Source organism: Limnospira platensis NIES-39, from assembly GCF_026000695.1.
Classification (GTDB): domain Bacteria; phylum Cyanobacteriota; class Cyanobacteriia; order Cyanobacteriales; family Microcoleaceae; genus Limnospira; species Limnospira platensis.
The window spans coordinates 3,617,922-3,631,599 of sequence record NZ_AP026945.1; the positions used below are offsets into that span (position 1 = coordinate 3,617,922).

Consider the following 13,678-nt stretch of genomic DNA (forward strand, 5'->3'; position numbering starts at 1 on the left):
TTCTCCATTTTACTGTTCCGAGGGATTGGTTTGCTCGTTTTTCAAAAAGTCTTTGGCATCGAGAGCATCGAGAAACGACGTGATGTAAATCGGGCGATTTCCCTGCTTATCTTGGCTCTCGTAGAAAAGCGATTTATTGTCCTCACTCTCAGCAAAATCATCGAGGTTATATCGCTGTCGGATTAGCGCATATTGAGCGTCTGCTTCATCTTTACCAATAAACAAAGCGGTACGGATAGCATGGCTTTGACTGCTAGAAATAGGGGGGCGATCGCTGTTTTCTGGATCTTTGCGATTGAGTGAATCAACACGATTTTTCAACCGTTCCCACTCATGCTGTTTCGCCCAATCATAACCCTCTGCTGACTGAAGGTCATCCATGTCACTAACAATATAGGGGCGATTATAGAGCAGGGTATTTGAAGCAGATTTAAGGTTCTTGCGAATGCTGTCGAACTCGATACCGCTGGTGTCATAAAGAATGTGGAAATCAATCGCCGAACATGGAAATGGCGTTTGACTATTCGAGTTCGGTTTGGTGACTTTGTGTTTCACATCTTTTGCGGATTTAATAAGGCTATCGGCCAGTTCATAAGCAACCGAGAAGGGAAAATGTCGCTTGACAATCGAAATTCCCGCACAGGCAGAAAGGCGATTCACCTGAAAAGCAGTTTGAGCCACTTGAGCGATGTGTGATTTTGCTTGAGTTTGCTTTTCAAATTCTTGTAAAAAAACTCGCGTAAATTCGAGGGCGTGATGGCCATCACACACCACCGTCAAATCGTCGCCACCCACAATTAATGGCACGAGAGGCAAGTTTCCGTTTTTGGAGGGCAGCACCTCGATTGCCTGTTTAAAAGCTGCTTCGGTACATTCATCAAGTTCGAGGGAAAAATTTCGATACTTGTGAATATAAGCGCGATTGCTTTTATCGTTGCCGATATAATCTTCAAAATTCAAGAAAATTTGTCCCAATCCATTACCATCGGCATGAACGATCGCCAACCAAGATGTTTCTTCCCGCTCGAACAGCTTTTCTAGTTTGTTGATGTCTCCCATGAGCCGTGAATCCAGGTTTTGCAAACGCTCGATTGCTTTTGTAGAGGCTTTCCGTTTGACATCACTCACCTTAGAAATAGGAATGAGCTGGTTTTCGGGGTTTTTATCAAGTTTTGAAGCCGGCAAACCACTCACTGCACAGTCGGCTATAATCGGAAGCCGAAGAAAGCGAGATTCTGGAGACGGACGGCGCGATCGCGTTTTTTCAAAACATTTGTGAACTGCGCGAATTGCTTCAGCGAGACTGTTTTTTGCTTGCCAATTATCAACCGGGACAAACACACCGGCAATATCTAAACCTGGTGCTTCTATCAGTGCTTTTTTCGTGATGCTGCTGATAATTTCCCGTGCTTTATCTGCGTCTTTAGTTAATATCAGAGCTTTTCCTGAAGTGGCGATGATAATTTCGGCTTGGCACTCATTTTTTTCAATGGGTGGATTTTTCTTCTCATCGCAGAGCATCTCCCGTAAGCGTTGAGAATTTGTCCAAACAGACAACGGTTGCATCTGATTTACTTTGGCAACGGCTTCGAGAATCCATTGAGTTCCCGCTCGATATGTCACCTCAGACGCGCCAATATTTTCTTTGAGTTTGTTAGTCGAAAATATGAAACTCTGATTACCAGAGGTTTCTATTAAAACGAGATAATAGGTAGAGTCTAGTTGAGTCATTATTGTCAATCCTAATCATTTTATATCGCTGTATTGATGTCACTTAAAACTAGCTAAAATTATGATCTTCGTAGTCAGGTTAGCCAGTATGGCAGCCTGCTCGCCTCTCCCCACGCGAAAGCCCCAAAAAAGGCTGCTACAAAATGTGGGTTGATAGAACCTACAACCCTTGCGGTGAGGCATTTTTATTATTTTAAACTTAATGATTAAACACCATAAACTATTCCCTTATTATTAAACAAAAATGTAGCTTTTGACTGTAAATTTTTCTAAAGGTTATCCTCCCATTTCAGTTATCCTCCCTTAGAGATGGCCATCGTCTAGGGAGATCATCTATCTACCTATCAGCAGCAACCGATAAATTTACGCAAATTTAGAAAAATTTAATTTATCAATTACCTCTAATGTCAGTGTAGAAGCCATTTACAGCGGCGATCGCCCCCACTTGGGAGCCCCTTCAATTCCAGATGTTCAGAAATACTCAACCCTATTCAGTATAACCATCGCTGGAAGGGCCCCCTTCCATCCCTTATAATGGCAAATTTATAGCCTGAAACTTGGATCGCAAATCTTGGGCTTGCTGGGGGTCTTGGCGATCGTACAGTGTCACAGCCTGACGATAGGCTGCTAAGACCTCCCGGGGCGATTTAACTTGACCGTCTGTGGTTCGCAAATTCAACAAAACCCAGCCCAGATTTCGATAAGCTGCCGCCAAATTGCGATCGCATTTAACCGATTCTGCCAAATAAGTGTTGGCTTGCTGCCACTGACCAATCACAGCTAATACCGTCCCTAAACGATAACAAATCCAAGCATCTTTGGGTTGTTTTTGATATATTTTATTATACCAATCAGCAGCTTTTTGGAAATCTCCCAGATGTTCATAAATTAAACCTCCATTTTTCATCACCCAATCGGGTATTTCCTGACACTGACTTGCTAACTTGAGACTTTGACGACAAGATACATGATCACTTTTACGGTACTCATACCATGCTTTAAATCCTAAAGCCAAGGCATTATTGGGGACTTGTTGAGTGAAGGCTTGCAGTCGCCGTGTTATGTCACCAGACTTGTTGCTTGTCACTCGTTCTAAAGCCGCAATTGTGAGCGGATAAAGCCAGGATTTTAGGGCGATCGCCACCGAGGAGGGCTGCTGCTGAGATTTAAAAATTCCCTGGGTTCCCGCCTGAACTACGATTTTCCACTGGCGAAGATGGAAAGATATCCAAGCCTTAACCCCCAGAGCAAAACTAGAATTAGGATCTAGGTTTAATGCTTGTTGAATTGTCTGATCCGCTTTTTGCCAGTTTCCCTCTTTTCCCAATGCCCAACCTAGGTTAGTGTGCATCCAGGCTTGTTTTGGACTAAGTTTAATGCCATGCTGTAATTGTTGAATCGCTTGTTTCCACTGCTGGCTACGACAGCTAACTAACCCCAAAATGCCATAAATTCGACCGTCTTGGGGTTTAATTTTCTGGGCTTTTCTGGCAATACTATCAGCGCGATCGCTATGATGATATAATAATATAATCGCCAATTCTATGAGGGCTTCGGCGTTGTCTTGTTCTTGAGTTAAACAATTTTGATAGGCGGTGACAGCATCGGTTAACTTGCCTTTTTTAACCAAAGTTTTGGCGGTTTGATGAAGGGGAGAAATCAGTTTACCATCCAGGGCATCGATAAAATCTTGGGCGGTTTGTATGCGTTCATTTACCCGAAATTTTAACCCTGTTAATATTACCTTTTGAATGTAGGGGCTAATATTAGGGTTGAGTTGTCGGGGCGGAACTAGAGGATCGGGTAAGTTATGAGAAATAGCTTGGGCGCGATCGGCTGAGTCGGCGGGTAATTTTCCTGTTAATAATTCGTAGATAGAAGCACACAGGGCATAAATATCAGTGGAGGGATAGCGTCTGGCTTGGCAAGAATACTGCTCAAATGGGGCGTATCCTCGGCTTAAAATTACGGTCATATCTCCGGTTTTTCCAGCGATAAATTCTCGGGTAGTTCCAAAATCAATTAAAACGACACGATCGCCACTGCCAATCATAATATTTTCGGGCTTAATATCTCTATGCAATAAATTGTGCTGGTGAATAATTATGAGTGCTTCCGCGACGGTTTTGGCATACTTAATCACTAGAGGCTCATCTAGGGGTTGGTGATTATTCAATAACAGATTGGATAGAGTTGAACCCTCTATAAACTCCATCACCATATAAATAGTTGAATTTTCTTCAAAGCAATCATAAACTTTAGCAATATGAGGAGATTTACAACGACTTAAATAAATAGCTTCTAATTTGAACTGATGAAGTTGTTTGTTTCGATCAACCGGGGTAATTGAGAATGGCCAGAGTACAGATTTGCCTTGTCTGCATCCATTTTCTGGCCACAATTCTTTGATGGCTACAGTAGTAGAATTAGCGCAGTAAATCCCTTTGTATGTAATCCCAAAACCGCCTTGACTGATAAATTTTTTGATTTGGTATTTGCCCTGTTTTAGCCATGTACCTGTGGGTAAATACAGTCCTGAGTGAGTGGGAGTAGTAGTGGTGCTAGTGGCAGTTAAAGTAGCCCCGCAAACGATGCATAAGCGATCGCCTGGGCTGTTGTCATAGGCACATGATGGACAAATGTTACTCATAATTAGTTACTGTAAATTAAATTAAGGTTTTTCATGATGACTCAACTCAATTAAAGTTAACAGCAATGGGAGTAATACTACATCGTAATGCCAACAAAGTCGCGTTATCGGGTGCGCCTCGTTGTAGCACTAACTTAATTGCTTCATTAACAGCAGTTTGCAATGGTTGAGATGGGCTAAAAATTTCGATAAATTCCTCATTACTAATTAAATCCCAGACTCCATCGGAACATAACAAAATTAGATCGCCATCTTGCAATTGAATATCGCTTTTCGTTTGCACGTAACCCGGGGAAAGATTGGGTTTCGAGCCCAAGGATTTAGTCAAAACATTGCGATCGGGATGTTCGAGGCTTTCTTCAGCGGAAATTTGACCGCTGGCGACCAGCAGCGCCACCAAAGAATGATCCTCACTCAACTGCTCAATTTTGCCGTCACTCACCCGATAAATGCGACTATCACCCACATGAGCGATCGCCAATTTTCGGGACTCTATCAAGGCTAAACTTAACGTAGTTCCGCCATTATTTACCGCCTCAGATACCGCCGAGTTAGCGCGATCAACAATAGAAATTAACCACTGGCTGCTGTTTTTTGAAATATTTTCTTCTTCCTGGCGAAATCCATCAATAACCGTTTTCACCGCCAAACGACTGGCCACCTCACCCGCCGCCATTCCTCCCATACCATCCGCCAAAGCTGCTAAAATCACCTGGTCAGATGCTCCTTGATTAATTTGAGCAATTCCGTAGCTATCTTCATTTTGGAGTCGTCGGGGAGACAGTCCCAGGGTAGATTCACTGGCGATTTCCCAATTGACGCGATCGCCCCTCAAGATTTTGCGAGTTTCTATAACTAAACTCCGCAGTTGTGACAAGGAAAAACGCTCATCAGGAACCACAGATAATGAGGTGGTTAGCAGTTGTGAAACATGGGGAATATAGCAATTTTTAACATCCAGAATATCGCCTTCTGGATGTCGTCCATACAACCCATGATACAGTACAGCACCAATGGTATAAACGCTGCTTTTTTCACTAGGAATAGGATGGGATGCTAGTTCGGGGGCACAGTAATTTCCCATGACTCCAGAACTCATTGGGGTGTCTTCTGGGTAAACGCCAGTTAGGTCAAAACAGCGAATGGGTTGACCGATTTCTAACAAATCTGGGTCGATGTCGATCGCACACCAGTGACGTTGATGGAAATACCAAAATAATTGACAAATTGGCGTGATCGCTTTTAAAACTTCCAGGGTGTTCGGAGTATTTTTTAACCACTGACTTAATACCCGATCAGGATGGGGAAATTCGGTCAATACCAATAGGCGATCGCCTTCATCACCCGCTAGATTTTCTTCAGGATAATATTCGGGTTCCAGGTAATTTTCTCCCTCATCTGTCTCCGGATCAGAGCCTTCATATAAATCTTGATTATCCGTGATATTTTCCGCCGTATTTTCTGGGGTCTGATTTTCTTGGTTTTCGGTTATGCTTTCTGCTGTATCTTCGGCGGTTTCTGTTTCATTTGTTAACTGCTCTATATCCTCCGAATTTTCGGGGATTTCCACAGACTCATCAGGACTCGATAAAGTCGATAATTCGTGGTCTTGATGGGCAGTTAATTCCGGGGTGATATGGTCAGCTTCGATGGTTTCTTCTGTCGAGGGTTCTTGCACAATTTCAGACAGATCAGGAACCGTGATGTTAGCGAGTAGGGGTGCAACTAAACTATAATCCGCCAAAGTTTCCCGCAATTGTAGCTCTTGTTGTAACAAACCCGTTGCCGAACCCACTCGCAAAAGTCCCAGTTGAGGATGTTCACTATCTGCATTTTCCAGACTTACTTTAAAATAGTGAATGCGATCGTTGCGTTGACCCAGGTTGGCGGCAACTCTTACCACAAAATCTCCGATTTGTAAACAGGTATTTTCTGAAATCACGAGCCCATTTAATCATCCGTATAAGTTGAACCATAAGACAGGAGATAATCCCAGTTTTTTATCTCCTAATTGAGTCAATTAAAACTCAGAATCTGCCCACACAAACTGAACTTTTCCAAAAGCCACCTCATCACCGGGATTAAGACAAGTTGGGCTAGTAATCCTTGCTCCGAAGCGACTTTGACCCTTTGGTTTAATGAAAATCCCATTAGTTGAACCCAAGTCTTTAATCATCCAATTACCCGCTTCCGGGTAAATTTCTCCGTGATGGCGCGATACCGTTTCTCCCCCGGCAAAGTTTTCTAAATCGATATCCACCGGCCCCATATCCGGGTCAAAAACTCCCACCAGTGCCACACCATCTAAACGAAATTCAGGTTGAGGTGCGTTAGCTTGTTTGGCGACCAGACGCGCAGTGGTAGCCGTAGGGAAAGTGAGGGGTTCGTTTTTGGGGAAAAGATCGACTTCCTCAAAGGGAGTGAAGGGAAAAAGTTCGGGGCTGGAATTACTAACGGTATCAGAGGGGGCGGGCACAGATGTGGCAGTGTTCAATTCTGTACCACAGACCTCGCAGAATTCGGCATCATCCAGGTTATCATAGCTACAGCTTGGACAAGTAATAGACATGATTTTATCTCCTAATAAAGGGCTAATATTTTAGTGAGAGTTGGAATCATTTATGATCCGGTCAAATTGCGAATTTGGTCTTCGGAAAGACCCAACTCGGAATCGTTGCTCATTTTGACAGTTTTACCTTTGGCTCCCATTTTGACGGTTTTGCGGGTTCCAGAAGAAAGTTTGCGAGTTTTGCGGACTTCTTCAATGCCGAGGTTGAGAGATTCAACCATTGCGTCGTTGCCAATTTTAACGGTTAATCGTCGGGCGGTTTCCAGCAATTCTGCCGCTTGTTCGGGATTTTGATCAGCGAGGTTGGCGGCGCGATCGACAATTCCACTGATATTTCGCTGCTGCACATATCCCATGACTTCCGGGTTGGTTTGGGCGCTTCCTCCGTGTCCGGCTACAAACTGAAGGACCAGATTTTGGGGTGGAAGTTCGCCCCGCCGTTGCTGTCCCGGAATGTCGTAAGTCAGACCAAGTTGGGCAATGCGAACCTTTGCCTGGCTATGACTTTCCAGGTCAAATTCCAGCATAAAAACAGTGTCATCATTGGCGATCGCACTTCCAATTAAATAAGGCTTTTTATCCAGGGCAATTTCAGCACTATCGGGATAGACGCGACTAATTCGTGCTAATTTGACACCCTTGACTGTGCTAATATTTAACTTGAGGTTATTGATCACTTCCGATTGAGCTTGTTGAACTTCCTCAAAAATTGTATTAGGAAGTTCGGAAATAGGAATATCCGTGGTTCCGGTGTGCGTTTGTGTTTCCACAACATTAAAAACTCGGCCCCCAGTACGATCGCTCAAATACAGTAACAAATCCTCGTTATACTCGCCAACTCCCAAAGCTGTAATGGGGATTCCCGCCTCAGCGAATTGTGTCGCCAGGTCTCGACAATCGCTTTCATCAAAGGTCTGTCCGTCGGTGAAAATGAGAGTACGGCGACTGCTGAGATCGCAGTTTTTCAGGATGTTTAAAGCCTCTTCCATTCCCAAAGCCATGCGAGTGCCGCCGCTGAAATTTCGGAGTTGACCGATCGCATTTTTCAAAGATGCCGTATCTGTCGATGCAGTCAGGGGAAGCAGGACCGACGCGGAGTCATCAAACCGGACCAATGCAATGCGATCGCGGGAGTCAGCTTGGCCGGAACTGACCAGACGTTCGAGGGATTCGATCACCTGGTCAATTTTAGTTTTTCCCCCGGTGACTTGTGTATATTGCTTTCCATCCAGGAAATAACTATTACCTGTGGGTATAGTCTCCTCCCCTTCCAAAACTTCATACATGGAGCCACTGGTATCGATCACAAAGCTAAATGTGGTCGAGGGACGACTGGCGGACACCTCCGCATTAGGTCGCAGTTTCAGCATCACAAATAGCTTTTGTCCAGCTTTATCAGCATTGAGAAATTCTAAGTGGGGCGTGATAGTAACGTTCAGCATGGTTGGTGAAATTTAGGTAAAATCCAAGGGAGGTAAAGCGCCGCCTTGGGGTTCAATTTGCGAAAAATTGGGAGGGAATAAATCGGGAATTCGACGATCGCCCGAATCTTGTATTTGGTGGATCTCCTCGAATTCTAGGGCGGGTAAATCCAACGTTATAGATGTGGTTCGATAGCCTTCTCGGATATCTTCTAGCCATGTCTTTATGATTTTTTCTAGGTTAGCATTGTTAATGGCACAGGCGGTTTGTTGTTGCAATTGCGATCGCATTTTTTCACGCAATTTTGACTTAAAAATACTCTCCGGGTTGTTTTCCTCGTTTTCACTGATATTCAGATTATAGGATACCGGCTGGGAGTCGGGTTGACTGGTGCTTAACAGGTAAAGTGTATATTGAACCATTTACAGAAAATTCATCAAAGATCACCTCATTCAAAGCCGTTCTTGAACTTCCAATATAATATCTCCAAACTGGCGGCGATCGCCATCATTTAGTTCTTGTTTAAATCGCTTCATTTTCCCAAATTTAGGATGCTGTGACAGAGACGAGTCAAATTCTAGTATAACTTGACCATCTTCTATAAAAATTTGAGCGAATTGTTCCGGAAATCCTGCATCTTTGGGCAAATAAACATGAGCATTTCGGGAACTGCCGATTTCGATGGGCTTTTCTCCCAGAGAAACCATCGTACATTCTTGGTTATTCCAGTGAACCCACAGCAGCGCCGAACTGTACAATGAACTGTATAATTTTTCACTTAATGCGATCGCCAACCCGATACAAAATCCCAAAATTGTCGCCCCTGCCAAACGCGCTAAAATCACCCCTGTCACCGCTTCCAAAACCAGAAAACTTAAAGAACCAAAAACACCTCCCACAGCCCCCGCTATCATCGCATTTTTCCGAGGTAGGTTAGGCACAAATAGAGACATTCCACCACCGACAAGGGTTCCCAGTACCGTCCACCCCGTCAGTCGAGCCACCACCGACAAAACCGGAAGGTAAGCACTGGGAAGAAACACCACTTGACCCACAACTCCCCCAATGAATCCAGCCATCAGAGCCCCCCCAGCTCCTAAACTCCCTTCTTCCCAAGAGAGGAGGCGACGACGCAGGTTGTAATTTTGTCCGACAATCAAGGCGAGGGAAGTTCCTACCGCCAAAAATACCGTCCATACACCAATACGAAAAACACCGAAAAAGAAGCCATAATTACCGCTTTCATCCGACTCGACCAGTTGTTGTCCATATATCGCTTTTTCTGCCCCCCGGAAGGCACTGTCAAGGTCGCCAAAGTTGGCATAAAACACCAAATCTGGATCACCTGTTAAAGCTGTTAAGTAGTTAACTGGTGCGTCTCCCGTTCCCACCGCGACCAAATTAATTCCAGAGGCTCGGATTTGTTGGGCGATGGATGCGGCCATCCGACGATTGTTGGGTTCGCCGTCAGTAAACAGTAAAATATTGCCAGGGCGATCGCTATTTTGGAGGACAGAAGTTGCCAGGTTGAAGCCTTCGCTGAGGTTAGTTCCTCCCCAGGCGGAAAGGCGAGCGATCGCCTGTTGTAGTTCCCTTTCATCGCGGGTAAAATCTGCCACCACACTCGCCCGGCTGGAAAATTCCACCACAGCTAAATCATCGCGTTTCAGGTTTTGTCGGCTCACAAATTCCGATGCCGCCCTTTGCACCTCCGGCAGTTTTGATCCGCTCATACTTCCAGATGTGTCTATCAGCATAACCACCGCTTGAGGCTTGGTGAGAAACCCCGGAGGTTGTCGAGTTAGATACAGCCATATTTCACCGAAAATTAGCGCCCCCAGCAAACATCCAGCTCCCCCACATAAACCAAAAAGTAGCGGTTTATTGATTTTTTTGGTAATATTATTTAACTGAATTATCATGGTTTTTTAATGGTAAAAATGCACTTAATTAAATTTAAAAATCATTGGTTATGATTATCATTAATTGGGCTATCAATTGACGGCTTTGCCGTCATTAATTTTCCACCGTCCGTTATCCTTGACAAACCAATATCGATAGTTCCCTTGACTCGCACCAGATAGACGCGAATCAATCCCCGTTGGTGTGTGGAATGTTCGATCTTCGTAGACAGTAACGATTAATTCTGGACGAGAGCCGGAAACCGAAAAAGAAACAACATTGATCACTTTTGATTCCCGATAGGTGTAATACGAATTATTTTTGCGAAGCCAATCTATCGAACCATTAGGTTGTGTAATATTTTCATATAAAGGGCCCGAAGTATATTGGCGAACTAACTGAAGATCGAAAGGAGCCGCAAAAATACGCCCTTTAGAACTCAACCATCTATTCACTAATGTTACCGCTTGCTCCTGGGTCAAATCTATCTGGGGAGAATTCCTAGAAGTTTGAGTTTGAGTTGATGTCGCTGTGGCTGTCTGGGTCGCTGTCTGGGTCGCTGTCTGGGTCGCTGTCTGGGTCGCTGTCTGGGTCGCTGTGCGTGTTGGTGCGGGTGTTGGTGGCGGTGTTGGTGGTGGTGTCGGTATTGCTGCGACCGGAGCCGACAAACTCATTTCTATCTCGAAATTTCTGGTTCCTCCGAGTGAGGCGACATGAACCGTATACCTCCCATTAAGAGGTAATTCATTACCCAATACTAAACTATTATCTGGCGCGTAAATCCAAACACAAACTCCCTCATTATAGCGATAACTTAATAGTTTGCCTTTTTCACCCGAAAACACAAAACCCGTATCCTCACCCGATCGCACAATTCCCGTTCGTTCAAAGTTTTGGCTATCTATGGCGATCGCCTCTGGATTCGACAAAGAACCACGGGGAATCTCCGGACATTCTAACGAGTTAGTCAGACCCTTAGGGAGATGGTTTAATACCTCCGTTGGCAACACCTCCGAGACAGCTTCGCAGCCCCATAATCCCCCTAAAAATAGGATCGATATCACCCGCATTAGTAGCTTGAACTTAATTATCATAGCATTGAATCCCCGGATTTACATATATTTTATAGGGTTGATCTGGGCTATCGACTCATTCAGTCTCAATCAAGGTTCATTGATTACACTCACTGCTCCAACACTTGCTCCTGAGACTTTTTCGTTAACCATTCGGGCAAAAGCCTCCGCCCTTGAACGACTGGTAAATGAGGCAACTTGAATCAGATAATCACCATTGGCATGACGATATTTTCGATAGGCATCTCCACAAAAAATCGCTTTTGTTCGTTGTAAGTTACTTTCACTATCAGGAACGTTGACCGGATAAAATCTAACTGGATAGTCTGCCCGATTAGTTGGCAGTCGATCGCCACAACTTGATTTCGGAAAATCCGATCGCCTAAAGGGTGCGATCGCTGTTTCTTGCCTCTGAGGTCTAGGCGATCGACCAGTATCGTTGGCAGTTCTTTGGGGTGTTGGTCTTGCCGTTGATGTGCGTGTCTGGGTCGCTGTCTGGGTCGCTGTCTGGGTCGCTGTCTGGGTCGCTGTGCGTGTTGGTGCGGGTGTTGGTGCGGGTGTTGGTGCGGGTGTTGGTGGCGGTGTTGGTGGCGGTGTCGGTATTGCTGCGACCGGAGCCGACAAACTCATTTCTATCTCGAAATTTCTGGTTCCTCCGAGTGAGGCGACATGAACCGTATACCTCCCATTAAGAGGTAATTCATTACCCAATACTAAACTATTATCTGGCGCGTAAATCCAAACACAAACTCCCTCATTATAGCGATAACTTAATAGTTTGCCTTTTTCACCCGAAAACACAAAACCCGTATCCTCACCCGATCGCACAATTCCCGTTCGTTCAAAGTTTTGGCTATCTATGGCGATCGCCTCTGGATTCGACAAAGAACCACTGGGCATCTCCGGACATTCTAAGGAGTTAGTCAGACCCTTAGGGAGATGGTTTAATACCTCCGTTGGCAACACCTCCGAGACAGCCTCGCAGCCCACCAATAACCCACCGCTCAACAGGAAAAAAACTAAGCGATATTTAAAGCATTTCACGGTCTGATTTGTTTTTGTTATTATACTCATTTTATACAGTTATCCTCAGATTGTCAAGTAACAATATAGAAACCATCATCAAAAATCATGCTCCGCCTCTCTTTTCATAGAATTGCTCCAGATCAAGAAAGGGATAACCCCTCCCAAAATCAGCATCAATAAGAGGATGCCAGTCATAATTAAGCGCGTTTTCTGGGGAAGCGATCGCCCAAAAACCGTCATCGTGTAAGTTCTCCGTTCCGTCTGGATTTCCTGGCCATTAACCGTCACTTTTACCAAAACTTCGTGTTGCGTTCCCCGTTCCGCGTTCGGTTGCTGGTAAACAATCTCGTATTCTCCCAACAGGGAATCTAGGAAAAGTTGCAAGTTCCTGGCAATGTCATTGGCGTTTCCTGAAAATTCCGCAATTCCTCCTGTTATTTCCGCAATAGTCTGCAGACGTTCTTTATCCACAAACTCCGTTGCCAATTTGGGATTTTTATCAGCATCAGCTCGAGTTGCCGCTCGTCCCAAGTTATATTTTTGCCCCACCTGTTGGGGGGTCAAGCCATAGCCGAGAGTGTGAACAATGATGTTATTATTTCTCTCCAGTAAGGTAATTAAATTATCGAAATCTTGTTGTTCGTTCGGTTGATTGTGGAAGCCGTCCGAGAGGAGAATCACCGATAGCCGAGGTTCCAGTCTACCCGAATCTTCCGGAACGTAAAACCGTGGATCTTGCCGATTTCCTAGGACTCGGATCGCTTCTGACAACGGACCGTAAATATCCGTAGCTGCACAAAGTGTTTGCGCCGCCAGATAATCCAGAAAGTTGGTTTGTTTGATATCATTCGCCGGGAAAAATTTGGAGTTAATCCCCCGCTGTGTCACCTCGAAACCCGGACAGTTTCTGCCACCTTCCCCAAACGGAACGATCGCCACCTTCGTATCACCACCGCGATCGCTAATTTGTTCTAAAAATCGTCGCGTCGCGTCCAGGGCACCATCTATTCTTCGCTTTCCACTCGTATCTAGTTCGTTCATACTCCCACTCAAGTCAACTAAAACCACAATCCAAGCCGGAGGAGGGGTGCTTTCTTGCGGACTTTTCCAAGATTTTATGCCCACAGGTTCATCATCTGTAATCACCTGAAAATCCGACTTCTGCAATTGTATGACCGGACGATCTCTCCCATCGGTGACTTGCAGGCGCAGGGTAACATTGTCATTGTTTATCCTCGGACGACCCACAATTTCCGCCGTTTGTCCGAAAACTGGGGACGCGATCATCAATGCGATCGCACTACC

10 protein-coding genes are annotated in these 13,678 nt (G+C 44.9%); all 10 read right to left on the reverse strand.

Annotated features, from left to right (window positions below; genetic code table 11):
- Nucleotides 1–9: 9 nt before the first annotated feature.
- A complete protein-coding gene (locus tag N39L_RS17770) occupies nucleotides 10–1,731 on the reverse strand; it encodes a Cas10/Cmr2 second palm domain-containing protein (RefSeq protein ID WP_006616730.1) in 1,722 nt (573 codons plus the stop codon).
- Nucleotides 1,732–2,260: 529 nt separating this feature from the next.
- Nucleotides 2,261–4,381, reverse strand: coding sequence for a serine/threonine-protein kinase (locus tag N39L_RS17775; RefSeq protein ID WP_006619019.1), 2,121 nt, complete (start codon nucleotides 4,379–4,381; stop codon nucleotides 2,261–2,263).
- A 46-nt stretch (nucleotides 4,382–4,427) separates the two neighbouring features.
- Nucleotides 4,428–6,323 carry a protein phosphatase 2C domain-containing protein gene (locus tag N39L_RS17780; protein ID WP_006619018.1) on the reverse strand — a complete coding sequence of 632 codons (1,896 nt, stop codon included), beginning with the start codon at nucleotides 6,321–6,323 and terminating at the stop codon, nucleotides 4,428–4,430.
- A gap of 78 nt (nucleotides 6,324–6,401) precedes the next feature.
- Nucleotides 6,402–6,950: a double zinc ribbon and FHA domain-containing protein gene (locus tag N39L_RS17785; protein ID WP_006619017.1), complete on the reverse strand. Its 549-nt coding sequence runs from the start codon at nucleotides 6,948–6,950 to the stop codon at nucleotides 6,402–6,404.
- 50 nt (nucleotides 6,951–7,000) lie between these two features.
- On the reverse strand, nucleotides 7,001–8,392 hold the full coding sequence (locus tag N39L_RS17790) for a vWA domain-containing protein (protein WP_006619016.1): 1,392 nt from the start codon (nucleotides 8,390–8,392) through the stop codon (nucleotides 7,001–7,003).
- 12 nt (nucleotides 8,393–8,404) lie between these two features.
- Nucleotides 8,405–8,794: a hypothetical protein gene (locus N39L_RS17795; RefSeq protein ID WP_014275907.1), complete on the reverse strand. Its 390-nt coding sequence runs from the start codon at nucleotides 8,792–8,794 to the stop codon at nucleotides 8,405–8,407.
- Between the two features lie 30 nt (nucleotides 8,795–8,824).
- Entirely contained in the window at nucleotides 8,825–10,294 is a 1,470-nt protein-coding gene (locus N39L_RS17800; RefSeq protein WP_006619014.1) for a vWA domain-containing protein, read from the reverse strand.
- Between the two features lie 72 nt (nucleotides 10,295–10,366).
- A complete protein-coding gene (locus N39L_RS17805; protein ID WP_014275908.1) occupies nucleotides 10,367–11,368 on the reverse strand; it encodes an ARC6/PARC6 family protein in 1,002 nt (333 codons plus the stop codon).
- A gap of 69 nt (nucleotides 11,369–11,437) precedes the next feature.
- The gene (locus tag N39L_RS17810; RefSeq protein ID WP_014275909.1) at nucleotides 11,438–12,421 is read right to left on the reverse strand and encodes a hypothetical protein; all 984 of its coding nucleotides are present in this window, start codon (nucleotides 12,419–12,421) and stop codon (nucleotides 11,438–11,440) included.
- A 48-nt stretch (nucleotides 12,422–12,469) separates the two neighbouring features.
- Nucleotides 12,470–13,660, reverse strand: a complete 1,191-nt coding sequence (locus N39L_RS17815; protein ID WP_014275910.1) for a VWA domain-containing protein — start codon at nucleotides 13,658–13,660, stop codon at nucleotides 12,470–12,472.
- Nucleotides 13,661–13,678: the final 18 nt, after the last annotated feature.